The following is a 24,724-nucleotide window of genomic DNA, read 5'->3' as shown; positions in this document are numbered from 1 at the left end:
TGGAGATAGGCGGATGACGATACCAACGCTCATGACAGAACGCTTGCTGCTAAAACCGCTGGTTGCCGAAGATGCGGTCCAGATACAAAAGCTCTATCCACGCTGGGAGATCGTCCGCTATATGGTCTCTTCCGTGCCCTGGCCCTACCCGGATGACGGCGCGGAAAATTATGTTAACAACGTGGCGCTGCCGGATATGGCAAAAGGGATTGCCTGGTTCTGGAGCATAAGACGTCGCGAGGTGCCGGATGCGCTGATGGGTATTATCTGTCTGTACGATATTGAGGATAACAACCGCGGATTCTGGCTGGCACCGGAATTTCAGGGACAGGGATATATGCGCGAGGCCAGCATTGCGGCGACGGATTACTGGTTCAACACGCTGAACAAACCGGTCTTACGCGCGCCGAAGGCCGCCGCCAACAGCCGCTCCCGTCGTATTTCAGACAGTAGCGGCATGCGGCTTATCAAAACGGAACAGAAAGCGTACGTCAGCGGCGTGCTGGATTCTGAACTGTGGGAGATCACTCGCGACGAGTGGAACGCCCGTCAGGTCAATTGATAGTGCTTATCCGGCATCAGCCTTTCCGGAATGTTCTCTTCATCGTTCATCTGCAGCAGATCGCGCTCCATCATGTTGCAGATGGCGTCCAGCGGCAGGTCGTTATCTTCGGTGCCAAACGGATCTTCCAGCTCTTCCGCCAGGGTATCCAGCGAGATAAAGGTGTAGGAAATCAGGGCAGAGACGAAGGGCGTCATGTAGTGCAGGTCCACAACCAGCGCGAACGGCAGCATGATGCAGAACAGATACACCGTGCGGTGCAGAATCAGCGTATAGGCAAACGGCACCGGCGTTGTCGCAATCCGCTCGCAGCCGGAAAGGACGATGGACATGTCGTTGAGTCGGTTATTCAGGCTGTGAAATAGAATGTCTGAGAGTTGCCCGTTACGTCGCCGCACGGCCAGCCACTCCCCCATGATCAGCAAAATACGGTTCGCCGGTGAGTTGGCGTCCATGACGTTACGTAAATCATCCGCAGCGAGATAGCGTGACAGTTGCTCAGCGTTCAGTTCCCGGCGCAGGGTCATGCGCAGACAGTTGGCAAAAGCAATCTGCAGTCGAACGAATTCGCCCAGATGCTTATCGTCGGGCAAGGTGTTTTTTACCTCGCGAAACAGCGAGCGTGCCGCTATCATCAGCTGTCCCCAGAGCAGCCGGGCTTCAACGTAGCGTGAATAACAGGCGTTGTTTCTGAAACCCAGAAAGATAGCGATCGCCACGCCGAGAATGCTGAATGGCGCCACGGTAAATTTAATACCCAGCGAGGTATACCACGGCAGCATCAGGATAACGGCGATAGAGAGCAGGAAGTTGAGCAGCAATCGGGTATAGATCTTGGGAAGTACCGAACCGTGCCAGACAAAAATCAGTTGTAGCCAGTGCTGTTTAGGACGAACGATCATAGTGAGTTTCAGGAAAGAAAAGAGCGAGGCTATTAAACGTGATCCCCGTCACCGTTGCAAGCTTGTTAACGGGACATTGCATTTTCTCTCCTGATTAGCGAAAACCGCACGGTGCTGCATGTGATTTTTTAAAAACATGGTAAATAGTATGTTGTAACTAAAAAGGTCGTATTTAAACCCGGCCGAAGCCGGGTGAATGCATTAGCAAAGCGGTTTAACGGCGGCGCGCATACCCTTCAGCAGAATGGCATCCAGATCCAGCGTCACCTGGTCGACAAGCCCGCTTACCTGTGTCAGGTCCTGTTCCCAGTGTTCGTGTACGCTCAGCACCGACTGCACCAGCGCACGGGTACTCAGCTGCCGATCGCGGTGCTGCGCCCAAAGCTGCTGGAAACGCGCCAGCCATGCGGCATCATCCTGCACCGGATAGCCCTCCCCGTTACGCTCCGCACGGTAAAACGCGATCAGCGCCGCTAAGGCAAAGGTCAGGCGTGCCGGTAATTGCCCCGTTGCCTTCTGCCCTGCCAGCAGTTGCGGCAGGATGCGGGTGCGGTATTTAGTCATGCCGTTAAGCGCGATGGAGAGCAGCTGGTGCCTGATGTAAGGATTACGAAAACGCCCGGTTACCGCACTGGCGAAAGACTCCAGCTCGTCACGCGGCAGATCAAGCACCGGGATGATTTCCTGATAAATCGCTTTTTCGACAAACGCGCACACCTCAGCATCGTTCATCGCCTCGCCTACCGTATCCAGCCCGGCCAGGAAGGCGACCGGGACCAGCGCTGTGTGCGCCCCGTTCAGAATGGCAACCTTGCGCGCTTTATAGGGCTTGATGTCGTCGACAATCAGCACGTTCAACGGGTACTTATCCAGACGAAGCTCGCGGGCAAGAGATGCCGGGCCCTGGATCACAAACAGATAGAAATGTTCAGCCGTGTCCAGGAAACCATCGTGATAACCCAGTTCCGCTTCCAGCGCGGCCGCTTCATCGCGCGGGTAACCGGTCACGATGCGGTCAACTAACGTTGAGCAGAAGCTGTTGGCGTCGTTTAGCCACTGAATAAAGCCGGAAGGCAGTGCCCACTCCTGCGCATAGCGCATGACGAGTACGCGCAACGCCTCCCCGTTGTAGTCAATCAGCTCACACGGAATGATGACCCAGCCTTTGTCCGGCGCACCGTGGAAGTGGCTGAAGCGCTCAAACAGCAGCCGCGTCAGCTTCGCCGGATAACTCACCGCCGGAGCATCGTCAAAGTTGTCGCCCGCGTGGTAGCTGATACCGGCTTCGGTGGTGTTTGAAAATACAAACCGCATATCGGGATTGTGGGCCAGTTTCAGGAACGCGTCATAGTCGTCATAGACGCTGATTTCCCGGTTAACGGAGCGGATAAGACGGGCGTCACTCACCGCCTCACCCTGCTCATTCAGACCACGAATAATCGTAGTGTACAACCCATCCTGCGTATTCAATGACGGCGGGAAGTCACTCTGAATCGGGCGAACAATGACCACGCCGGCGTTGAGGTCGGTATGTTCGTTAAGCAGGTCGAGTTGCCAGTCAATGAAGGCGCGCAGAAAATTGCCCTCACCAAACTGAATAATACGTTCGGGATAGCGCGCACCGGGAAAATCACGACGGTTGAGAGTGTTCACCTTGGGTTCCTTTTATAATTAGTCATACAGCCTGATAAGATTGGTACGATAACTTATCAAAACTTAACAACCAGAAACCCTGTTTTGATCAATCCGCGGTGCGGTTGTGCAAAATTATTACAAGAACTTATAGAACACGGAGGTGGCGGTCATGGCGCCGTCCGGCATCAGCGCATAACGCGGGATCTCGCCAACCTTTTGCCAGCCGGCACGCTGATAGAACGTTTCGGCCCCACTGCCGGTGGAGGTATCAAGCACCAGCACCGATATGTCTCTGGCCCTGGCCTCCACTTCCAGCGCTTCCATAAGCGCCATCGCGGCCCCTTTGCGGCGTGCTTTTTCATGTACCAGCAGCTTCGCCACATCGCCACGATGCGGCTGGTTTTCAGGCTGGTCGGTGATGAGCTGAACGGTACCAATGACCCCGTCCTGCGGGTCGATACAGGCAAGCACGAGACGCTCGTTGCGCCCTGCGCTTTCTGCTATGCCGCGCCAGAAAGCGCGGGCCTTATCAAGGCTAAAAGGGAGCATAAAACTGACGGATGCTCCGCCGTTGACGCAGTTTTCGAGGATTTCTGCCAGCGCATCAAGGTGGAGGAGGATCGCTTCCCGGGAGAGGGTTTTGATTTGCAGTGAGGTATTCATTGTTGTTCCTTACGTTGAATACCCCACTTTGCATTTAACAACTTTTTAACGCAAACGGATCGAACATAGGTTTTTGTGATGTCACCGCGAGCGCTGGCGCTGCTGTTTCATGGCATACATCTTTTCATCAGCGTCCTTGAGCCACTGCTGGAGGTCATTACCATTATGATCGAACTCGCTCAGCCCCCAGGAGAACTGCAGCGACCAGGGGTGTAATTTGCGGGCGTTATAGTTTTCCACCTGCTCAACAAGATACTGCATGGCAATCCAGGCGCCTTGCTCGTCAGTATCCGCGAACAGCACCGCGAATTCGTCCCCACCAAAACGCACCAGCAGATCCGCCTCACGGAAAGAGGCACGCATCAGCTGCGCCATGGTTTTTAGCGCCTTGTCCCCTTCTTCGTGGCCGTAACGATCGTTAATCTCCTTAAAGTGATCTAAATCCAGCCAGCCGAGCGTCAACGGCTCTGCCCGGCGTCTTGCAACGGAAAGGGTAAACCTTACCAGCTGATTAAAGCCCCGACGGTTGAATAATCCGGTTAACTCATCCGTGGTCGCCGCGCTAATTGCGGCAAATTCATCTTCCGCCAGCGCGCCCAGGTCTCCCAGCACGGCAAGATCGGCTGCGGAGAACTCACGCGGCGCGTAATCAATCAGACACAACGAGCCGACACTTGCGCCATCACGCAAGCGCAGCGGGAAGCCTGCATAAAAACGCACGCGTGGTTCACCGGCCACCAGCGGATTATCCGCAAAACGATCGTCCTGGAGCATATCCCCCACCACCAGCGGGGCCTCAGTCAGGATCGTATGGCCACAAAACGAGATATTACGCGGAACGGTGTCGGGTGCCTGCCCGTCGGCCGACTTCACGATGAGCGAATGCTCATCAATGAGATTGACCATCGCCAGCGGCACCTGGAAAAAGCGCTTCGCCAGGCGAGTGAGCCGGTCAAACGCCGGGGAACTGTCGATCTCCAGCAGACCCGATTCACGCAGGGAGTTCAGTCTGTCTGTTTCATTTTCAGGGGTTGCAGGTGCTTTCATAATGTCTCCTGACGTAAAGCGTTACTCAAAGCGTAGCTTAAACAGTGACATTGTCAGTGTTCTGACATCCTGTTAAGCCGCTTACTATTCACGTCAATGCCTTATGACGATTAACGCAGCTCTGTTTCATGCCCGGGGGTGGCCATTTGCGCGTCCGCCACCCGGGCGCTGGTACGATTTCGACCCGCTTTTTTTGAACGATAGAGATAGTCGTCCGCTTCGGCCATCAACGTGTTGAAGACCTCGGTCAATTGCCATGCCTCAGCCTTTCCGCTTCCGAGGCCAATACTGACCGTCAGAGAGAGCGTTTGCTGCCGCCATGTAAAAGGGTGACTGGCCACGGTAGCGCGGATCCGTTCCGCCAGCGCATAGCCGTGTTGTGCGTCACCGGAGTTAACCACCACCGCGAACTCTTCTCCCCCCATCCGCGCGACCATCCCGTCTTCGCCAACCACCTGCTGAACCTGGCGGGCAAACGACGCCAGCACGCGATCCCCACACTCGTGGCCGTAGTTATCGTTAATGCTTTTGAAGTAATCAATATCCAGCAGCATCACGGTCAGAAAACGTGAATGGCGGTGCGTCTCTTCATGTTTTAACGCTTCATACAGCCCGGAACGCGAATAGACATGGGTTAAGAAGTCATAATCCGCCCGCAGTGAAACCTGGCGGATCAGGGAATTAATGGCCGCCATGCTCACGGAAACCATCACCGGACAGATCGCCATCGTGGCAATACCCAGCCGGGCCGAGAACATCATGGGGGTGATAAATGGCGTCGCCACGGCAATATTGATCACCGAATTCGCAACCAGAATGATTTCCGTGGCGCCGGTGATAAAGGTCAGCAGGCAGGTCACGGGCAACGGGTAACGGACCGCACACCAGATAAGCGCAGGCAGCGGAAAGGCGAGACTTCCCGCCCCGCCAATCACCACCGAGGCGGCCACCGAGATCATCAGCGCTATAACCGGCAGAATCTGCTCCAGACGGAACCTGAACTCACGCACGGGCATGCCTACCGTCAGCATACACGGCACCACCAGCACGCCGGTTGAGAACTGCTCGCTGAACCAGTCGGCAAACAGCGGCCAGAAGGTATGACTGTCTATACCGACCGACCCCACCGCGCCGAGCAACGCACAAAGCAGCGCGGCAACCAGGCAGTAGTTAAACAGGCGTAACGCGTTAAGCGGATCGGGGGTTTTCTTCATTAACCGCTTGTCGCGCTGAATCAGCACGGCAACCACGACAATAAAGATCATATTTGACAGGTTGATCACCACCGAGGCCATGCCCCAGTTGGTGGTCAGCGCGTCGTACAGCAGCATGGCGACATAGCACACCGCATAGTAATGCAGGCGATTGAGGTACACATAACGGGCGAAGATCCCCGCCATGACGCCATTCAGCGGCCAGAACAGCGACAAAGCCTCAACCAGCCGTAATTCCGCCCCCACAAAATAGAACAAGGTGGTGAGAAGAAAAATCGTCGATCCATTTCGCAGCGGCGTATCAACCTGGAACAGCCTGAAAGCGGTAAGAGCAGAACGCATTAAATATCATTCCCTATGATAACGCATGGCAATTATTGCGGTCGTCAGCATGATCGGGGCTCACTTAGGATGCATCTATAACACAATTACAACGGGATCATAACTCGTCAAATCTGGGCGTTCATCTGGCGCACCAGCCAGTGGTGGATCACGCTGACGATGTATTGCTGCTGTTGCGCCGTCAGCGGAACACCCGACGGAATGTTGTGCCACTTAGCCAGACAGCCCCGACAGCAGGTGGCCGTGGCATGCTGGGCGATAAACACCGGATGACCACGCATGGGAGTCTGTTTGCCGTCGTTTGCGGGGTGTGCAGACGCAAGCCGCTTTTCGACAAAATCAGCGGCATGCTGGTCAATGGTTTCGGGGCCTTTGTCCCAGCAGTAGCGGCGTTCTTTCTCGCCTAAGCGAAAGCGCGAGCGAAATGTCGATCGCGCCAGGCGGGAAAAGAGAGGATCCAGGTCAGACATCAGTAAACGGAACGTCCCAGACGCTGGGTCAGCTTCTCCAGCACCGCCACACCCGCAAGGGAATTCCCCGTTTCATCCAGCTCCGGGCTCCAGACCGCAATCGCCATTTCATGCGGTACAACCGCGACGACTCCGCCGCCAACGCCCGATTTCGCCGGAAGGCCGACACGCCAGGCAAATTCCCCGGCGTTTTGATACATCCCGCTGGTTGCCATCAGGGCGTTAACCTGACGCGCCTGAAGGGGCGAGACCACCTCCTGATCCAGATGCGGTGCGTGCCCCTGGTGCGCCAGGAACAGGAACGTCTGAGCCAGTTCAACACAGCTCATCTTCAGGGCGCAGTAATGGAAGTAGTTTTGCAGTACGGTGGCCACATCGTTATGAAAATTACCGAAGGATTTCATCAGCCACGCGATGGCCGCGTTACGGGCAGAGTGCTCAAACTCCGAGCGCGCCACCACCGTATCGTAGGCAATGTCTTCAACGCCTGAAAGCTGACGAACAATCTCAAGCATGCGCTGGCGCGGTGCGCTGAGGCGGCTTTGCAGCATATCGCAGACCACCAGCGCCCCGGCGTTGATAAAGGGGTTGCGCGGCTTACCCTTTTCGAGTTCGAGCTGAAGCAGTGAGTTAAACGGCTGGCCGGAGGGGTCTTTGCCCACGCGCTGCCAGATCTCGTCTTCCTCATACTGGCGCATCGCCGCCACCAGACTCAGCACCTTAGAAATGGACTGAATGGAAAAACGTTCAGTCGCATCACCGGCCTGGTATCGCTGTCCGTCAATGGTACAGATAGCAATGCCCAGCTTATTCCCGCTGACCGAGGCAAGGGCCGGAATATAGTCGGCAACCTTCCCCTTTCCCAATAACGGACGAACCTGCGCCAGAATCTCGTCCAGCATCTCATTATGGATGACCGCAGCCACTCTTTTGCTCCTTGCCCTCAGGCTAAAACGGGCTGCGAGTATAACAGAGGCTTATGTATTGCGTCAGGCGCTAAGACGAAAACGCGAAACGGCCTGCAATAAAATGTCGGATTGCTTTTGCAGACGTTCCGAGGCCTCCGAGGCGTCCGAGACCAGAATATCTGTCTGACGGGAGACGTGATTCAGCGCCTGAAGCTGACGCGTCATTTGATGAATACTTTCGCCCTGGCTGAGCGTGGCGGTGGAGATCTCATTCAGCAAACTGCTTAAATTACCCACCAGACCGGTGACCTGCTGCAGATTCTCTTCCATCAGGTTAACGGCGCGGGAACCGTCTTCAATACCCCGCAAAGAGCGGTTGATCAGTTCCTGGATGGTCTGCGTCGAGTGGCTGCTCTTTCTGGCCAGCAGCCCAACCTCCCGTGCGACGACGGCAAAACCGCGCCCCTGGTTTCCGGCATGGGCAGCCTCGATAGCGGCGTTCAGTGCCAGGATGTTCGTCTGAAACGCCACGCTGTCGATCATCGCCACGATCCCGCGCATCTCGGAGGATCGGTCGACGATCGCCTGCATAGACGCATTCACCGTCGACATCATCTGGTCACCGCCCTCCGCCGCCTGACGCGCCTCATCCGCCCGCGAGCTGGCAAGCCGGGCATAGCCGGTATTGCCTTCTACATGGGTTTCCAGCGCCGCGATATGCGCCGTAACATCCTCAAGCTCTTTCGCCTGACGTGCCGACTGCTGATACAGCTTCTGGTTACCCTGCGCCAGGGCGTCAATATTCTCCACCATGGTGGCCGTGGCATGGCTAACCTGCGTCACCAGCTGCTGCAGACCGTGCTGCATCGTGGTGATACTGTCGCTCAGTTGCCCGACTTCCCGGTTAAAGCACCTGACATCCGGCGGCGTGCCACAGAGGTCCCCCGCCGCCAGCTGGTTGATATGTGCAATAAGCCGGCGCAGCGGCGTAATAACCCATCTGGCCATGCCAAACCAGACGGCAACGGCGATGGCCAGTAACAGTACCGGTGCAAACAGGAACAGCGTTTGCAGCCCGGAGAGCTGCGCCATTAAGGTCTGTCGGCCCTGTACGGCCTGCCTCTCGCTTGCCTGCTGATAGCGGGCATAGTTGTCATTAAAGTCACTCTGAAAAGCCTGAGCCGGTACCGCAAAAAAGGCATCGATGGTGTTGGTTTTAAGCAGACCGTCAGCCTGCTCCTGGATCGCGCCGTAGAAGAGCTGATAGCTGTTCACCAGGGCGTCGTCTTTCGGCGGATTCAGCGCCAGCCAGGCTTTCCACGCCTGCTGAGACACCGTCAGTGCCTTTTGCGCCTCATCCATCAGGCTGTGCCAGCTACCGTCGGAGCCGGTCTCTTTATCCTGCATAAACCAGACGCCGGAGCGGTTAAGCAGATCGCTTGCTGCGAGCAGTGAGACGCGGGCCAAATCCAGCTTACTTTGCTGCTGCCAGGCCAGCAGATTGCGCTGCTCGTTGCGCTGGGCTTCGTTCAGGGAGGCATTAAGCAGAAATGACGAGGAGAGCTGCAGCGCGGAGAAAAGGCCGATGATGCAAAAGATGCCCGTCAGCAGACCAAACTGACGGGGGATGAGACGCTGCGCAATACGGCGAAAAATTTGCGTTAGGTTCATAATTTTCTTCATTAACAATACGTTAGACGCGAGCGAGTCTACGAGATGAAAATGACAGAACCATTGCAGTGAAATGACAACGGCCCTCGTGGTGAGGGCCGAAAAATTACACGCGATCCTTCCACACCGTCTGCACGTTGCAGAACTCGTGCAGCCCAAAGTGGGAAAGCTCGCGGCCAAAGCCACTTTTCTTCACACCACCGAAAGCCACGCGCGCATCGCTGGCGCTGAAGCCATTGATAAACACGCCGCCGCACTCCAGTTCGCGGGAGAATCTCTCAGCCTGCGCATCACTGGCAGTAAAGACGGTGGCAGACAGACCAAAATCGCTGTCGTTGGCAAGCAGCAGGGCATGCTCCGCGTCTTTCGCAACCGTAATGGCCGCGACCGGACCAAACAACTCCTGACGGAAAGCCGTCATCTCAGGCGTCACATTGCCGAGTACGGTCGGGGCGTAGTAATTACCCTCACCGCTGATTTTCTCTCCGCCCAGCAGCAACGTTGCCCCTTCGGCCAGCGTAGCCTGCACCTGTTGATGCAGTTCGTCCCGCAGGTCATAACGCGCCATCGGGCCCAGGTAGTTCTCTTCCTGGTCCGGAGCGCCCAGCTTCAGCGCAGCAACCGCATCGACAAAGCGTTGGGTAAAGGCATCCGCAATACCCTCTTCCACAATGAAGCGTTTTGCCGCCGCGCACACCTGTCCGGTATTCTGGTAGCGCCCCGCTACCGCCGCCTTTACGGCAAGATCGAGGTCGGCATCGTTGAGGACGATGAACGGGTCAGAGCCGCCCAGTTCAAGCACGCATTTTTTCAGCGCAGCCCCGGCCTGGGCGCCAATCGCTGCACCGGCACGCACGCTGCCAGTGACGGTCACCGCAGCAATACGACTGTCGTTAATCGCCTGACTGACGCCCTCATTGGTGGCATTCACCCAGCCAAAAACGCCTTCCGGAATACCGGCCTCGGCCGCTATCTGCGCAATCAGTCTGGCCGAGCCGAGCACGTTTGGCGCGTGTTTGAGCAGATAACTGTTTCCTGCCAGCAGGATCGGCACAGCACCGCGCAGCACCTGCCAGAGGGGGAAGTTCCACGGCATCACCGCGAGGATCGGCCCCAGAGGACGATATTCGATAACCGCATTATCATTTTCCACCAGCGTGGGTTCTGCGCGCAGCATCGCCGGGCCATGTTCGGCATACCAGTCGCACAGCGCAGCGGATTTTGTGACTTCCGCCCGCGCCTGCAGGATGGGTTTGCCCATCTCACGGGAAATCGTCTGCGCCATCTCTTCCGCGCGGTTTCGCAGCGCGGCACCGAGATCGCGCAGCTTCTGCGCCCGGAGGGCAACGCTTTCACGACGCCACTGGCGATATGCCGCGTCTGACTGAGAAATGGCGTGGTCAACCTCTTCCGGCGTCGCCCACGGATACGCGGCGAGGGTTTCCCCGTTGGCCGGGTTAACAGAGAAGGCATGTGTTGCAGATGAATAAGTCATGGTGTTCTCCACGTATTTCGGTTGATTGATTGTGGCTCACTCTGCTATTTCTTAAAAATGAATAATACTAACCACCTTATTCACGAAACGAGAATGCCATGGACTTAACCCAGCTTGAAATGTTTAACGCCGTCGCGCTGACGGGCAGTATCACCCAGGCGGCGCAGAAGGTGCATCGCGTGCCGTCTAATCTCACCACCCGCATCCGTCAGCTGGAGGCCGACCTCGGCGTTGAGCTGTTTATTCGTGAGAACCAGCGTTTGCGGTTATCCCCCGCCGGTCATAACTTCCTGCGCTACAGCAAGCAGATCCTGGCGCTGGTGGATGAAGCGCGGATGGTCGTGGCGGGTGATGAGCCGCAGGGGCTATTTGCCCTCGGCGCGCTGGAGAGTACTGCCGCGGTGCGCATTCCGGAGACGCTGGCGCAGTTTAACCAGCGCTACCCGCGTATCCAGTTTGCCCTCTCTACCGGGCCATCCGGAACCATGATTGATGGCGTGCTGGAGGGAACCTTAAGCGCCGCCTTTGTTGACGGGCCCCTGTCGCACCCGGAGCTGGAGGGCATGCCGGTTTACCGGGAAGAGATGATGCTGGTCACGCCGGCCGGACAGGCGGAAGTCTCACGCGCCGCGCAGGTCAGCGGCAGCGATGTTTACGCCTTTCGCGCAAACTGCTCGTACCGTCGGCATCTGGAGAGCTGGTTTCATGCGGACAGAGCCACCCCTGGCCGTATTCACGAGATGGAGTCCTATCACGGGATGCTCGCCTGCGTGATTGCCGGTGCGGGCATCGCGCTGATGCCGCGCTCGATGCTGGAGAGTATGCCAGGGCATCATCAGATTGAGGCCTGGCCGCTGGCGGAGAACTGGCGCTGGCTCACCACCTGGCTGGTGTGGCGACGCGGGGCGATGACCCGCCAGCTGGAAGCCTTTATAGCGCTGCTAAACGAACGTCTGCAACCAGCGCCTTCTCCATAAACAGGCTGAGCGGATCGTCAACGTACGGGGCAAACGCCGGGCGCATTTCGTATCCGCACTGTTCATAAAGACGCACCGCGGCGTGCTGTTTGATGCCCGTCTCCAGCCGTACCGTATGGCAATGACGGCTCAGAGCCTCATCTTCCAGGGCGGCCAGCAGCGTTTCGCCGAGATGTTGGCCGCGATGAGCCGGATCGATATAGACCCGCTTCATCTCTCCCGTGCCGTCACCGTTGAGCACGATGGCCCCGCAGCCGACGGCCTTCAGCTGCGGGTCGCGGATGATCATCAGGATAAGCGAGTCTTCCGCAAGCACAGACAGGTCGAGCAGATGGTTACTTTCGGCGGGATAGAGTTCGCTCTGATAGCGGTCAAGCGCCGCAATCAGTGTGAGGATATCCGGGTGATGCGCAGATTCAGAGGTAATGGAATACATGGCAGGCTCCTTGCTATTGTTCTTGCAATATAGCCTTTCAACATAGCGCAGGCCTGCCAGGGGGCTTCATAGTATTTACTTATCGCGTCACGCTGTTAGCGTAAAAAGATACGTCCTTTCAGATACAGGGTCGCCTGACCGCCAATCAGCACCCGGTCGCCCTTCAGTTCGCAGCGCAGATCTCCGCCACGGTACGACACCTGGCGGGCGTTGAGTGTGGTTTTGCCCAGCTTTTCGCTCCAGTACGGGATCAGCATGCTGTGGGCGGATCCGGTCACCGGATCTTCCGGCACCCCTTCCCCCGGGCAGAAGAAGCGGCTGACAAAGTCATACTGGTCTCCCGGTGCCGTCACGCAAACCATTTTATCCAGCGGAAGCAGCGCGCCAATATCCGGTGTTAACGCTTCTACCTGCTGCTGGCTCTCCAGCACCACCATGTAATCGCGTCCGACGCGCACCTCTTTCGCCGCTGTAATGCCCAGCGCGCTAAACAGCGCCGCAGGTGGGTTCACCACAACCTCAGTCGACCACGCCGGGAAGTTCAGCGTCAGCCAGTCGCCGCTGCGCTTGACGGTCAGCTCGCCGACAAAGCGCGTGCTGAAGGTGATTTCGGTATGCGGATAATCCAGGTATTCGAAAATAACGTGTGAGGCGGCAAGCGTTGCGTGTCCGCACAGGTTAATTTCATCCAGCGTGGTGAACCATCGCAGCTCAAACCCGCCGTCGGTGCGCACGAAAAAGGCGGTCTCAGACTGGTTGTGCTGCTGCGCCATTTTGAGCAGCGTCTCGTCCGGAAGCCACTCTTCCAGAGGACATACCGCTGCGGCGTTGCCGCCAAATGTTTTATCGCTGAAGGCATCCACCAGATAAAAATCAATTTCCTGCATTGTCTCTTCCTCTCTTGTTATGGCTATTTAGCGCAGAAAAACTGTGCCTTTCAGATAAAGCGTGGCCTGACCGCCCATCAGCACGCGGGAGCCTTTCAGCTCACAGCGCACGTCACCGTCCCGGGCTGAAACCTGACGGGCAAACAGCCTGGTTTTACCCAGCTTTTCGCTCCAGTAAGGGATCAGCATGGTGTGGGCGGAGCCGGTGACCGGGTCTTCCGGGACGGAGACGCCCGGGGAGAAAAAGCGGCTGACAAAATCATATTCCCCATCCCCGCGCGCCGTCACGCTCACCTTATGCTCACCTGGCGTCATCGCCGAAAAGTCTGGCATGAGCGCGTCGACCTGCTGGCGATTGTCCAGCACGATAAGCCAGGCTCGTCCTTTACGGGCTTCAACATAGTGCGTAATACCCAGCGCCGAGAGCATCTCCGGCGGCGGTGTCTCTTCATGGGTTGGGCATGCCGGGAAGTCCAGCGTCAGCCAGTCGCCCTCCCGGCTGACCGTCAGGCGACCGGAGGCGGTATCGAAGTGGATCCGTGAATCAGGGTAGTCCAGCTCGGTAAACAGAACGTGCGCCGCCGCAAGCGTAGCGTGGCCGCAGAGATTGACTTCGGTAAGCGTGGTAAACCAGCGCAGCTCAATACCCCCTTTGCTGCAGACAAAAAAGGCCGTCTCAGACTGATTGTGCTGCTGCGCCATTTTCAGCAAGGTTTCATCGGGCAACCATTCCCTGAGCGGGCAAACGGCGGCCGGGTTACCGCCAAACGAGGTCTCGCTGAACGCATCGACCAGATAAAAATCAATCTCCTGCATTATCTTACCGCCTGTTTTTATTGTGTTGTTCTTTTATATTCAATGAAAAGCACGCTTGCGGCTACCGCTTTCATAAGGTAAATATTGAGATCTGCATCACATAATGGTTGAGTTTTCGCCTTTTGACGTTTTAAGATCGTCTCCTCTTCTTTTCAGCAACGAATCTCCGACATCCCTATGACAACGAACACAGTTTCCCGCAGGGTTGCGTGGCTACGCGTGGTCACGCTGGCCATTGCCGCGTTTATTTTTAACACCACCGAATTCGTGCCGGTTGGGCTGCTGTCTGACATCGCTGAAAGTTTCCAGATGGAAACCGCGCAGGTGGGCATTATGTTGACCATCTACGCCTGGGTGGTGGCGCTGATGTCCTTGCCGTTTATGCTGCTGACCAGCCAGATCGAGCGGCGCAGGCTGCTGATCGGCCTGTTCGTGCTGTTCATTGCCAGCCATGTGCTGTCGTTTATGGCGTGGAATTTTACGGTACTGGTCATCAGTCGCATCGGCATCGCCTTTGCCCATGCGGTGTTCTGGTCGATCACCGCGTCGCTGGCAATTCGCCTGGCGCCGGCGGGTAAACGCGCTCAGGCGCTGAGCCTGATAGCCACCGGTACCGCACTGGCGATGGTGCTCGGCCTGCCGATTGGCCGCATCGTCGGGCAGTACTTCGGCTGGCGTACCACCTTCTTCGCCATCGGCATGGGTGCGCTGATAACGCTGGTATGCCTGATAAAACTGCTGCCTGCGCTACCCAGCGAACATTCCGGCTCGCTGAAAAGCCTGCCGCTGCTGATGCGTCGTCCGGCACTGCTGAGTATTTATCTGCTTACCGTCATTGTGGTCACCGCCCACTACACGGCCTACAGCTACATCGAGCCCTTTGTGCAGGTGGTAGCGGGCTTTAGTGCCAACTTTGCCACTGTTTTACTGTTGATCCTCGGCGGCGCGGGCATTATCGGCAGCGTGCTGTTCGGTAAGCTGGGTAACCGACATGCCTCCACACTGGTGAGCAGCGCCATCGCCCTGCTGCTGGCCTGCCTGCTGTTGCTGATGCCCGCCGCGGGCAGTGAGATCCAGCTGGCGATCCTCAGCCTGTTCTGGGGCGTGGCGATCATGATTATTGGTCTGGGCATGCAGGTGAAGGTGCTGGCTCTGGCACCGGACGCGACGGATGTCGCCATGTCGCTGTTTTCGGGGATCTTCAATCTGGGGATTGGCGCGGGTGCGCTGGTGGGAAATCAGGTCATCCTGCACGTGTCGATGTCGGCGATTGGCTATCTGGGTGCCATTCCGGCCCTGGTGGCGCTTGTCTGGTCGGTGCTGATTTTCCGTAAGTGGCCGGTGGCGCTGGAGGAACAGGGGCAGCACGGGTGAACCTTCTTGCCGGGTGGCGGCTTCGCCTTACCCGGCCTACAAAACCCGTAGGCCCGTGCAAGCGAAGCGCCGCCGGGCAAGACATCAATGATAGGTCTTAATAATCTCCAGCACGCCGTTAATAATAAACTGCACGCCCATACAGACCAGCAAGAAGCCCATCAGACGGGAAATCGCCTCGATACCGCCCTTGCCTACCCAGCGCATAATCGCGCCGGAGCTGCGCAGAGAGATCCACACAATCGCCCCAATAATCGCAAAAATCAGCGGTGGCGCTACCGTCAGCACCCAGTCCGGGAAGGTTGAACTGTCACGCACCGTCGACGCGGAGCTGATAATCATCGCGATGGTCCCCGGCCCCGCCGTGCTCGGCATGGCAATCGGCACGAAGGCGATATTCGCACTCGGTTCGGTTTCCAGCTCTTCAGATTTGCTGGCCGCTTCCGGTGACTCATGGGCTTTTTGCGCCGGGAAGAGCATGCGGAAACCGATAAAGGCGACAATCAGCCCCCCGGCAATACGCAGGCCGGGAATAGAAATCCCGAAGGTGTTCATCACCACCTGACCGGCGTAATACGCCACCATCATGATGGCGAAAACATACACGGAGGCCATCAACGACTGATGATTGCGCTCGGCGCTGTTCATGTTCCCTGCCAGTCCGAGGAAAAGCGCCACCGTCGTTAACGGGTTTGCCAACGGCAGCAAGACCACCAGCCCAAGGCTGATTGCTTTAAGTAAATCCAGCATAGTGTGTTGTTGTCCTTATCCATAGTTAACACCGCAATTATAGGGTGAAAAGATGACATTCAGCCATCGTTGCAGCGTGACGATTATTTCCTGCCTGAAATGATAATCCTCAGTTATCTATCTGATTTGAAAGACCACAAAAAAAGTTCATGAAACGTTTTAGCAATTCGTGGCATCGGCTGATTCATTCAGTTGACTTATACTTGCCTGAGCAATAATATCTGCCGTGACTAACTACTTGCCAGGGCAACCATTGTGAAAAGCACCAGTGATATCTTTAACGACGTTGTTCCGCTGGGTCGTCTTATTCATATGGTAAATCAGAAGAAAGATCGCCTGCTCAACGACTATCTGTCACCGCTGGATATCACCGCGACACAGTTCAAAGTGCTGTGTTCCATTCGCTGCGAAGTGTGTATCACACCGGTTGAGCTGAAAAAGGTGCTCTCTGTCGATCTGGGTGCGCTCACCCGCATGCTCGATCGTCTCGTCTGCAAAGGATGGGTAGAACGAAGCCCTAACCCGAATGACAAACGCGGCGTACTGGTAAAGCTGACCAGCGATGGCGCGGCCATGTGCGAGCAATGTCATCAATTAGTAGGACAAACACTGCATCAGGAACTAACAAAAAACCTAACGGCAGATGAAGTGGCAACGCTTGAGCTTCTGCTCAAGAAAATTCTGCCGTAATCAGAAAAAAAGAGGTATGACGATGTCCAGACGCAATACTGACGCTATCACCATTCATAGCATTTTGGACTGGATCGAGGACAACCTGGAATCGCCGCTCTCCCTTGAAAAAGTGTCAGAGCGTTCAGGTTACTCCAAATGGCACCTGCAACGGATGTTCAAAAAAGAGACCGGCCATTCATTAGGTCAATACATTCGCAGCCGCAAGCTGACGGAAATTGCCCAGAAGCTGAAAGAAAGCAATGAGCCGATCCTTTATCTGGCGGAGCGTTATGGATTTGAATCGCAACAAACTCTGACGCGTACGTTCAAGAACTATTTTGACGTGCCGCCTCATAAGTACCGCATCACCAGCGTGCCCGGTGAATCCCGATACCTGTATCCGTTAAAACACTGTAGTTAATCATCGCCTGTAACAGACGTAACCGAGGAAATCATGAACGTTACCGCCTCCGCCGCCCTCGCCTTGCTGGTGCTCTTCTCCAGCCAGACCTTCGCGGAGCAAACCCCTCGTGCAACGCAGCAAAATAATCCTGATACGATGATTTTGCCGTCAGCACATGACCAGTCGCCTTATGATTTCAACCATATGGGTGCTGGTAGCGACAAATCCGACGAATTAGGCGTGCCTTACTATAATCAGCACCGCCTCTGATTCGTTTTTGCCCCGCCGATGCGGGGCTTTTTTCTTTCTTATCCCCGCACCCGTGCCGTCCGGCGCACTCGCAGGCCAAACACGTTGATGTACAGCCCGGCCATGATCAGCACCGCACCAAGCAGCTGCAGGGCGCTCAGCTTTTCGTCCAGTAAAATAGCGGCGCTGGCCAGCCCAACGACTGGCACCAGCAGCGACAACGGCGCCACGCGCCAGGTTTCGTATCGCCCGAGCAGCGATCCCCAGATACCGTACCCGATAATCGTGGCGACAAACGCCAGATAGACCAGCGACAAAATGGTGGTGAGGTCGATTTCAACCAGGCTCGTCAGCATCACTGCCGGGCCGTCGAATATCAGGGACGCGACCATAAACGGTACCACCGGGATCAGCGCGCTCCACACGACCAGAGACATTACCTGCGGGCGCGCCTCGTGCTGCATGATCAGTTTGTTGAAAATATTCCCGCAGGCCCAGCTCAGGCCCGCGGCCAGCGTCAGCATAAAGCCGAGCAGCGCCACGTGCTGACCATTCAGGCTGGACTCAATCAGCACCAGCACGCCAAACACCGCCAGCGTAATACCCGCCAGCTGTTTACCCTGCAGACGCTCGCCAAACACAAACGCCCCCAGAATGATGGTAAAGAACGCCTGCGCCTGTAACACCAGCGAAGCAAGCCCGGCGGGCATACCAAATTTAATGGCGCAGAACAGAAACGCAAACTGGCCAAAACTGATGGTCAGGCCGTAGCCCAGCAGCAGTTTAAAGGGGATCCTGGGACGGGCGACAAACAGCAGAGCCGGGAACGCCACCAGCATAAAACGCAAACCGGCCAGCATCAGCGGCGGCATGTTGTGCAAGCCCAGCTTGATGACCACAAAATTGAGTCCCCATACGATGACCACCAGCAACGCCAGCAGTCCGTCTTTACGCGTCATACCCTGCCCCTGAATTATTAATAATTTGTTAACAGTTCAAAGTAACAGAAAAAAGCGTGCCACGAGAAGATCATTAATTCTGGCAGTCAGGCGAAGCACTTACGGATAAATTGGGTGCTATACAAGGCCCTTATGTCGTGATACTCCTTTCAGGACACAACATAAAAAGCATAAGCATTTGTCGGGCAGGAATATGAAACCATCTCTCCGGCGCTCAACCGCAGCGCTGCTGGCATCGTCATTGTTATTAACCATTGGTCGTGGGGCAACGCTGCCGTTTATGACCATTTATCTCACGCGCGTCTATAGCATGAGCGTCGAGAATATTGGTTACGCCCTGACCGTGGCGCTGACCATTGGCGTGGTATTCAGCCTGGGGTTCGGCATTCTGGCCGATAAGTTTGATAAAAAACGCTACATGCTGATCGCCATCGTGGCGTTTATCGCCGGGTTTGTGGCGATCCCGCTGGTGAATAACGTCACGCTGGTGGTGCTGTTCTTTGCGCTGATCAACTGCGCCTATTCGGTTTTTTCGACGGTGCTGAAAGCCTGGTTCTCAGACGTGCTGACCTCCAGTGAAAAAGCCCGCGTTTTTTCACTGAACTACAGTTTCCTGAATATTGGCTGGACGATTGGGCCGCCCATTGGCACCCTGCTGGTCATGTACAGCCTGCAGCTGCCGTTCTGGCTGGCCGCTTTCTGCGCCGCGCTGCCGCTGGGGTTTATCCATTTCTTTGTGCAAAAAAGCGTGGCGTTAGACACTGCCGAAGAGCAGACGGCGTGGCAACCGTCGGTCCTGCTGAAAGACCGCGCGCTGTTCTGGTACACGCTCTCCGGCCTGCTCGCGTCATACGTCGGCGGATCGTTCGCGAGCTGCATTTCGCAGTATGTTCTGGCTGCACATGCGGACAGTGATTTCGCCGAAAAGGTGGTCGCGGTGGTGCTGCCCGTCAACGCCGCCGTGGTGGTGACGCTGCAGTACGCACTCGGTCGTAAGATCTCAGCCAGCAATATCCGTCCGTTGATGACCGCCGCCACGCTGTTTTTTATCGTCGGTCTGGCTGGCTTTATGCTCTCCGGGGAGAACCTGATTTACTGGGGCATTGCTGCCGCCATCTTTACGCTGGGTGAAATTATCTATGCGCCGGGTGAATACATGCTGATCGACAATATCGCCCCGCCGGGGATGAAAGCCAGCTACTTCTCCGCCCAGGCGCTTGGCTGGCTAGGCGCGGCGGCCAACCCGATGATCACCGGTATTATCCTGACTAACCTGCCGCACTGGTCGTTGTTTGTGATAATGATGGCCGCGATTATTGTGGCGTGGCTGATGATTTTGCGCGGGATGAGCGTCAAGGCATGGTGCGAGTCACCCAAAGCGGCATAGCGAATATAGGCCGGGTAAGGCGAAGCCGCCACCCGGCAAAAGCAACATCAACGGCCTAGTGGTGCAACATCTCCTCCACAACCTGCTGTTTGTACATCTCGTTCGGATAATAGGTCGGCCAGTTATCCATCTCCTTCAGCAGCGCCTCGTGGGAGGTGTTGCCCATGAAAATATGAAAATGTGAAGAGGCCTTCGGGGCGATGGTGTGGTCGCTGAACTGCACAAACTTCGGCGCCTTGCTGCTGGCGTCCTGACACTCAAACAGATAGCGAACGCCCTTTTTGCCGGACGCGTAGGTCAAAATTTTGTAGCCGCTGTAGTCATAACGACAGCTGCTGACCGTTTTGCCTTTATGGAATTCCATCACGTTATTCTCGATGCCGATGGCATCCACATCGGTTGCATACCCCGTGCGGTAGTAGGCTTTCACCTCATCAAAGGTTTTGCTTTTATCCTGCTGCGCTTTCTTCCTGAAGACCGGATCCAGCGAGCCGTCCAGCAGGAAGGGATAGACGGACTGCCAGGTGCCGTCCCAGTCGGACAGTTTTCTGTCCTTAACATCGTTGTCCTCAAAGACGCCATTCGCCGCCTTCTGTTCCGCTTCGCTCATCGCGTGACCGTGCGAGTGGGCAAACAGCTGACCGCTGACCAGCAGCGCCCCCAGCGTCATGGCAAATTTCCCAATATGTGCAGCCAAGATAACACCCTCATTCCGTTTTATCAGAGCGAGAATGTTATATTATAACATTTCAAATCGCAACCAGCCCGCGAACGCCATCCTGCTCCATGTTTTCACCCCGTCCGCGCTGAATGATGGTGCCGCGTGACATCAGCAGGTAGCTGTCCGCCAGGTCGGCGGCAAAGTCATAAAACTGCTCAACCAGCAGGATCGCCATATCCCCTCTGTCTGCCAGCTGGCGGATCACCTGGCCAATCTCCTTAATCACCGAAGGCTGTATGCCTTCGGTGGGTTCATCGAGGATCAGCAGCTGCGGACGGCTCGCCAGCGCGCGACCAATCGCCAGCTGCTGCTGTTGACCACCGGAGAGATCGCCCCCGCGCCGGTGTTTCATCTCTTTGAGTACCGGGAACAGCTGCCAGATCTCCTCCGGCACCTGCTTCGCCTCGCGGGCGGGAAAGCGCGACAGCCCCAGCAGCAGATTCTCCTCCACGGTCAGACGCGGAAAAATCTCCCGGCCCTGGGGGACGTACGCTACGCCCGACTGCACCCGCTGGTGCGGCTTGCTGTGGGTGATCGTTTTCCCCTGCCAGATGACCTCCCCGGTTTTCGCCGGGATCAGCCCCATCAGGCACTTCAGCAGCGTGGTTTTCCCTACACCGTTGCGCCCCAGCAGGCAGGTAACTTCCCCGGTGACCGCCTCAAAGCTCACGCCGCGCAGGATATGGCTGCCGCCGTAATACTGATTCAGTTCGTTGACCTGTAACATTCCCTCTCCTTAACGTCCCAGATAGACCTCAATCACCTGCTCGTTGGCCTGCACCTCACGAAGCGAACCTTCCGCCAGCACGCGCCCCTGATGCAGCACCGTTACGTGGTCAGCAATGGTTTCCACAAAGCCCATGTCGTGCTCCACCACCATCAGGGAGTGCTTGCCCGCCAGCGTCCTGAACAACTCTGCGGTATATTCCGTTTCCGCATCGGTCATTCCGGCGGCGGGCTCGTCCAGCAGCAACAGATGCGGGTCCTGCACCAACAGCATACCAATCTCCAGGAACTGTTTTTGTCCGTGGGAAAGCAGTCCGGCCCGGCGGTCCCGCTCGTTGCTGAGCCGCAATAAAGCCAGCATCTCATCAATGCGATCGCGCTGCTCACCGTTGAGCGTTGCCCACAGACTGGCCCAGACGGATTTATCGGTTTTCGTGGCGATCTCCAGGTTTTCCCACACCGTCAGCGCTTCAAAGACCGTGGGTTTCTGGAATTTTCGGCCTATTCCCTGGCGGGCAATCGCCGCAGGCTCCAGCGTGGTGAGGTCGATCGACTGATCGTAAATGGCGCGTCCGCTTTTGGGTCGCGTCTTGCCGGTGATGACGTCCATCAGCGTGGTTTTACCGGCCCCGTTGGGGCCAATCACGCAGCGCAGTTCGCCCACGCCGATATTCAGCGAGAGATCGGTCAGCGCCTGAAAACCATCAAAACTGACGTTGATGGATTCAAGCTGCAGTACCGGGTCGGTCTGTTCGCGGTAACGATCGCCGGGCAACTGGCGGGTGAATAACCCTTCGGCTGGCTGCATTATTTCTCTCCCTTACGAAACAGGCCGTAGACGCCGCGCGGCAAAAACAGCGTGACGGCGATAAAAATCAATCCCAGAAACAGCTGCCAGTATTCCGGCATCGCGACGGTGAAAAGGCTCTTCGCCCCGTTGACCAGCGCCGCGCCAATGACCGGCCCCACCAGCGTGCCGCGCCCACCCAGCGCGACCCAGATCGCGGCTTCGATCGAGTTCGTCGGCGACATTTCGCCGGGGTTAATAATGCCCACCTGCGGGACATACAGCGCGCCGGCCAGGCCGCACAGCACCGCGGAGAGCGTCCACACCAGCAGCTTGAACCCGCGCGGATCGTATCCGCAAAACGTCAGGCGGTTTTCGGCGTCGCGAACGGCAGTGAGAATGCGGCCAAACTTGCTCTTCGCCAGCGCAAACCCGATGCCCAGCGCCAGGAGCAGCAACAGCACGGTGGCCAGAAACAGCGCAATACGCGTGGTCGTCTCCGTTACCGCAAAACCCAGCAGCGTGGTGAAGCCGGTAAAGCCGTTATTACCGCCAAAACCGGTTTCGTTGCGAAAGAACAGCAGCATCCCGGCATAGGTCAGCGCCTGAGTCATGATCGAGAAATAGACCCCTTTGATCCTGGAGCGGAAGGCAAACCAGCCAAACACCAGCGCCAGCAGCCCCGGGACCATCACAATCAGCACCAGCGCCCAGGCAAAATGCTGGGTACCCCACCAGAACCACGGCAGTTCGCTCCATGAGAGAAACGACATAAACGCCGGCAAACCGTCCCCCGCCGCCTGGCGCATCAGGTACATGCCCATCGCGTAACCGCCCAGGGCGAAGAAGATGCCATGCCCCAGGGACAACATACCGGCGTAGCCCCACACCAGATCCAGCGCCACCGCCACAATGGCATAGCAGAGGATCTTGCCAATCAGCGTCAGCATCCAGGTTGACAGCGCCAGCGGATGCGTCGCAGGCAGTAATGCGAAAAACGGCAGTATCAGCAGGCACATCACCAGCAGGCTGCCGGCAATCTGCGTTGTGCGTGGCGCTTTGCGCGCCAGCGTTAAGGTCAGCGGCTGGCTCATCAGTCAATCACCCTCCCTTTCAGCGCAAACAGCCCCTGAGGGCGTTTCTGAATAAACAGCACGATCGCCACCAGAATCAAAATTTTACCCAGCACCGCCCCCATCTGCGGTTCAAGGATTTTATTAAAGATCCCCAGACCAAACGCCGCGGCCACGCTGCCTGCCAGCTGGCCTACGCCACCAAGAACGACCACGAGGAACGAGTCGATAATGTACCCCTGACCGAGCTCCGGCCCGACGTTCCCAAGCTGGGAAAGCGCCACGCCGCCCAGACCGGCAATGCCTGAGCCCAGCCCGAACGCCAGCATGTCGACGCGCCCGGTCGGCACGCCGCAGCAGGCGGCCATGCTGCGGTTTTGCGTCACCGCCCGCACGTTCAGCCCCAGACGGGTTTTATTCAGAATGAGCCAGGTGAAGAACAGCACCAGCAGCACGAAGCCCAGCACCACGATGCGGTTCCATGGCAGGGTCAGGTTGGCAAAAACCTGCACCCCGCCGGAAAGCCATGCCGGGTTAGCCACCTCCAGGTTCTGCGCACCAAACGTCATGCGCACCAGCTGGATAAGCATCAGGCTGATCCCCCACGTCGCCAGCAGCGTTTCCAGCGGACGACCGTACAAATGACGGATCACGGTGCGCTCCAGCACCATCCCGATGCCCGCCGTCAGGCAGAAGGCGACCGGCAGCGCGATAACGGGATAGAGCGCCAGCCACTGAGGAGCAAGCCCGGCCATCGTCTGCTGCACCATCCACGTGGCATACGCCCCCAGCATCAGCATCTCGCCGTGGGCCATATTAATCACGCCCAGCAGGCCGTAGGTGATGGCAAGCCCCAGCGCCGCCAGCAGCAGCACCGACCCCAGCGACAGCCCCATAAACGCCTGGCCCAGCAGATCGCCCCACATCAGACGGTGCTGGATCTGGCGAAGGCTCTCCTGCGCGGCTGCGCGAACCCCGGCGTCAGGCTCGGTCTGTGTCTGGGTAAACGGAGTCAGCCTGGACGCCACGTCCGGATCGTCGGACTGCCCGAGCCGTTCAACTGCCGTGCGTCGGACCTCAGCCTGCGGGCTGGTCAGCTGGAGATTCGCCACCGCCAGCAACAGCGCCTGACGCGCCACCGCGTCCTTTTCATCCGTCAACCGTTTTTCCAGAAAGGCGAGCATGCCAGGCTGGGCATCGCGCTGGAGCTGGCGCGCCGCTGCGCGCCTTTCGGTGACACTGTCACTCACAAGCTGATGGGTGGCGATGGCCGTCGCAGCGAGCACCCGCAGCCGGTTCGTCAGACGAACGGCTTTGGTTGGCCCCGCTGCTGCCTGGCTTTCGCCCAGCGGGATGATGTCGCCATTGCGTTGTGCAAAGGCGTGCTTTTGCGTATCAACAAAGAGGTTTTCCTGTTGCAGTGCCTGCAGCAGCGGCAACCTTGCCGCCTCCGGCGAGGCGGCCCACTGCGTCAGCAGTTCCGCCTGCTGGCTGCGGCTGGCAGCAACAAAACGATCGGCATCCGATGCCTGCGCCATCCCTGGCAGCAGTCCGGTAAGCCATACAAGCGCGACGATCGTGCGTATGAAGTTCATGGC

The 24,724-nt window shown here is 57.1% G+C and carries 26 protein-coding genes; 7 read left to right on the top strand and 19 right to left on the bottom strand.

What is annotated here, in order from left to right:
• Window positions 1–13: 13 nt before the first annotated feature.
• Window positions 14–562, top strand: a complete 549-nt coding sequence (locus EKN83_RS08830; RefSeq protein WP_025756433.1) for a GNAT family N-acetyltransferase — start codon at window positions 14–16, stop codon at window positions 560–562.
• On the opposite strand, the gene EKN83_RS08825 is transcribed toward EKN83_RS08830, so the two are convergent.
• From EKN83_RS08825 to sad, 9 genes are all read right to left on the bottom strand, one after another.
• Window positions 550–1,464, bottom strand: coding sequence for a bestrophin family protein (locus EKN83_RS08825; protein WP_025756432.1), 915 nt, complete (start codon window positions 1,462–1,464; stop codon window positions 550–552). The two genes, EKN83_RS08830 and EKN83_RS08825, sit on opposite strands and share 13 nt — an antisense overlap.
• A 201-nt stretch (window positions 1,465–1,665) precedes the next feature.
• Complete coding sequence (locus EKN83_RS08820; protein WP_126800707.1) at window positions 1,666–3,117, bottom strand: tagaturonate reductase; 1,452 nt, start codon at window positions 3,115–3,117, stop codon at window positions 1,666–1,668.
• A 117-nt stretch (window positions 3,118–3,234) separates the two neighbouring features.
• Window positions 3,235–3,762, bottom strand: coding sequence for a GNAT family N-acetyltransferase (locus EKN83_RS08815; protein ID WP_126800706.1), 528 nt, complete (start codon window positions 3,760–3,762; stop codon window positions 3,235–3,237).
• Window positions 3,763–3,843: 81 nt separating this feature from the next.
• On the bottom strand, window positions 3,844–4,809 hold the full coding sequence (locus EKN83_RS08810; RefSeq protein ID WP_025756429.1) for a sensor domain-containing diguanylate cyclase: 966 nt from the start codon (window positions 4,807–4,809) through the stop codon (window positions 3,844–3,846).
• Between the two features lie 110 nt (window positions 4,810–4,919).
• Window positions 4,920–6,365 carry a GGDEF domain-containing protein gene (locus tag EKN83_RS08805; protein WP_126800705.1) on the bottom strand — a complete coding sequence of 482 codons (1,446 nt, stop codon included), beginning with the start codon at window positions 6,363–6,365 and terminating at the stop codon, window positions 4,920–4,922.
• 107 nt (window positions 6,366–6,472) lie between these two features.
• On the bottom strand, window positions 6,473–6,835 hold the full coding sequence (locus tag EKN83_RS08800) for a DUF4186 domain-containing protein (protein WP_045284389.1): 363 nt from the start codon (window positions 6,833–6,835) through the stop codon (window positions 6,473–6,475).
• Complete coding sequence (glsB, locus tag EKN83_RS08795) at window positions 6,835–7,761, bottom strand: glutaminase B (protein ID WP_126800704.1); 927 nt, start codon at window positions 7,759–7,761, stop codon at window positions 6,835–6,837. The genes EKN83_RS08800 and glsB overlap by 1 nt, the downstream gene beginning before the upstream one ends.
• Before the next feature lie 63 nt (window positions 7,762–7,824).
• Window positions 7,825–9,414, bottom strand: coding sequence for a methyl-accepting chemotaxis protein (locus EKN83_RS08790; protein WP_126800703.1), 1,590 nt, complete (start codon window positions 9,412–9,414; stop codon window positions 7,825–7,827).
• A 106-nt stretch (window positions 9,415–9,520) separates the two neighbouring features.
• Window positions 9,521–10,909: a succinate-semialdehyde dehydrogenase gene (gene sad, locus EKN83_RS08785; protein WP_126800702.1), complete on the bottom strand. Its 1,389-nt coding sequence runs from the start codon at window positions 10,907–10,909 to the stop codon at window positions 9,521–9,523.
• Between the two features lie 98 nt (window positions 10,910–11,007).
• On the opposite strand from sad, the gene ptrR reads away from it, so the two are divergent.
• The gene (gene ptrR, locus EKN83_RS08780; RefSeq protein WP_025756424.1) at window positions 11,008–11,886 is read left to right on the top strand and encodes a putrescine utilization regulator PtrR; all 879 of its coding nucleotides are present in this window, start codon (window positions 11,008–11,010) and stop codon (window positions 11,884–11,886) included.
• On the opposite strand, the gene EKN83_RS08775 is transcribed toward ptrR, so the two are convergent.
• The 3 genes from EKN83_RS08775 to EKN83_RS08765 form a co-directional block, all read right to left on the bottom strand.
• Window positions 11,840–12,322 (bottom strand): GNAT family N-acetyltransferase, encoded by a 483-nt coding sequence (locus EKN83_RS08775; protein ID WP_025756423.1) that lies wholly within the window; start codon window positions 12,320–12,322, stop codon window positions 11,840–11,842. The genes ptrR and EKN83_RS08775 overlap by 47 nt on opposite strands.
• A gap of 95 nt (window positions 12,323–12,417) precedes the next feature.
• Entirely contained in the window at window positions 12,418–13,209 is a 792-nt protein-coding gene (locus tag EKN83_RS08770) for a PhzF family phenazine biosynthesis protein (protein WP_126800701.1), read from the bottom strand.
• A 27-nt stretch (window positions 13,210–13,236) separates the two neighbouring features.
• Window positions 13,237–14,025: a PhzF family phenazine biosynthesis protein gene (locus tag EKN83_RS08765; protein WP_126800700.1), complete on the bottom strand. Its 789-nt coding sequence runs from the start codon at window positions 14,023–14,025 to the stop codon at window positions 13,237–13,239.
• A gap of 177 nt (window positions 14,026–14,202) precedes the next feature.
• Between EKN83_RS08765 and EKN83_RS08760 the strand changes: the two genes are divergently transcribed.
• Window positions 14,203–15,399: a sugar transporter gene (locus EKN83_RS08760; RefSeq protein ID WP_126800699.1), complete on the top strand. Its 1,197-nt coding sequence runs from the start codon at window positions 14,203–14,205 to the stop codon at window positions 15,397–15,399.
• Between the two features lie 84 nt (window positions 15,400–15,483).
• Here the strand turns inward: EKN83_RS08760 and EKN83_RS08755 are convergent, their stop codons facing one another.
• Entirely contained in the window at window positions 15,484–16,149 is a 666-nt protein-coding gene (locus EKN83_RS08755; protein WP_025756419.1) for a MarC family NAAT transporter, read from the bottom strand.
• 255 nt (window positions 16,150–16,404) lie between these two features.
• Between EKN83_RS08755 and marR the strand changes: the two genes are divergently transcribed.
• From marR to marB, 3 genes are read left to right on the top strand one after another with little or no spacing between them, the layout of a single operon-like run.
• Window positions 16,405–16,839: a multiple antibiotic resistance transcriptional regulator MarR gene (gene marR / locus EKN83_RS08750; RefSeq protein ID WP_025756418.1), complete on the top strand. Its 435-nt coding sequence runs from the start codon at window positions 16,405–16,407 to the stop codon at window positions 16,837–16,839.
• A 22-nt stretch (window positions 16,840–16,861) separates the two neighbouring features.
• Entirely contained in the window at window positions 16,862–17,242 is a 381-nt protein-coding gene (gene marA / locus EKN83_RS08745; RefSeq protein WP_008502237.1) for an MDR efflux pump AcrAB transcriptional activator MarA, read from the top strand.
• A gap of 33 nt (window positions 17,243–17,275) precedes the next feature.
• Window positions 17,276–17,494 carry a multiple antibiotic resistance protein MarB gene (gene marB / locus EKN83_RS08740; RefSeq protein WP_025756417.1) on the top strand — a complete coding sequence of 73 codons (219 nt, stop codon included), beginning with the start codon at window positions 17,276–17,278 and terminating at the stop codon, window positions 17,492–17,494.
• Between the two features lie 38 nt (window positions 17,495–17,532).
• On the opposite strand, the gene eamA is transcribed toward marB, so the two are convergent.
• Window positions 17,533–18,432: an O-acetylserine/cysteine exporter gene (gene eamA, locus EKN83_RS08735; RefSeq protein WP_045284379.1), complete on the bottom strand. Its 900-nt coding sequence runs from the start codon at window positions 18,430–18,432 to the stop codon at window positions 17,533–17,535.
• A gap of 193 nt (window positions 18,433–18,625) precedes the next feature.
• On the opposite strand from eamA, the gene ydeE reads away from it, so the two are divergent.
• Entirely contained in the window at window positions 18,626–19,819 is a 1,194-nt protein-coding gene (gene ydeE, locus EKN83_RS08730) for an efflux MFS transporter YdeE (RefSeq protein ID WP_045284378.1), read from the top strand.
• A 55-nt stretch (window positions 19,820–19,874) separates the two neighbouring features.
• Here the strand turns inward: ydeE and zinT are convergent, their stop codons facing one another.
• Genes zinT through urtB form a run of 5 tightly spaced genes read right to left on the bottom strand, consistent with a single transcriptional unit; the run spans window position 19,875 to window position 24,721 of the window.
• Window positions 19,875–20,516, bottom strand: a complete 642-nt coding sequence (zinT, locus tag EKN83_RS08725) for a metal-binding protein ZinT (RefSeq protein WP_025756414.1) — start codon at window positions 20,514–20,516, stop codon at window positions 19,875–19,877.
• A 52-nt stretch (window positions 20,517–20,568) separates the two neighbouring features.
• Entirely contained in the window at window positions 20,569–21,267 is a 699-nt protein-coding gene (gene urtE, locus EKN83_RS08720; RefSeq protein ID WP_025756413.1) for an urea ABC transporter ATP-binding subunit UrtE, read from the bottom strand.
• 9 nt (window positions 21,268–21,276) lie between these two features.
• Complete coding sequence (gene urtD / locus EKN83_RS08715) at window positions 21,277–22,074, bottom strand: urea ABC transporter ATP-binding protein UrtD (protein ID WP_126800698.1); 798 nt, start codon at window positions 22,072–22,074, stop codon at window positions 21,277–21,279.
• On the bottom strand, window positions 22,074–23,147 hold the full coding sequence (gene urtC / locus EKN83_RS08710) for an urea ABC transporter permease subunit UrtC (protein ID WP_126800697.1): 1,074 nt from the start codon (window positions 23,145–23,147) through the stop codon (window positions 22,074–22,076). Before urtC ends, urtD begins: the two co-directional genes overlap by 1 nt.
• A complete protein-coding gene (gene urtB / locus EKN83_RS08705; RefSeq protein ID WP_126800696.1) occupies window positions 23,147–24,721 on the bottom strand; it encodes an urea ABC transporter permease subunit UrtB in 1,575 nt (524 codons plus the stop codon). The genes urtC and urtB overlap by 1 nt, the downstream gene beginning before the upstream one ends.
• Window positions 24,722–24,724 lie beyond the last annotated feature (3 nt).

It is taken from the genome of Enterobacter sp. WCHEn090032 (assembly GCF_003986875.1).
Taxonomy (GTDB): Bacteria; Pseudomonadota; Gammaproteobacteria; order Enterobacterales; family Enterobacteriaceae; genus Enterobacter; species Enterobacter sichuanensis.
The sequence above is the reverse complement of the archived record's forward strand: the minus strand, read 5'-3'. Positions and strand labels throughout refer to the sequence as shown.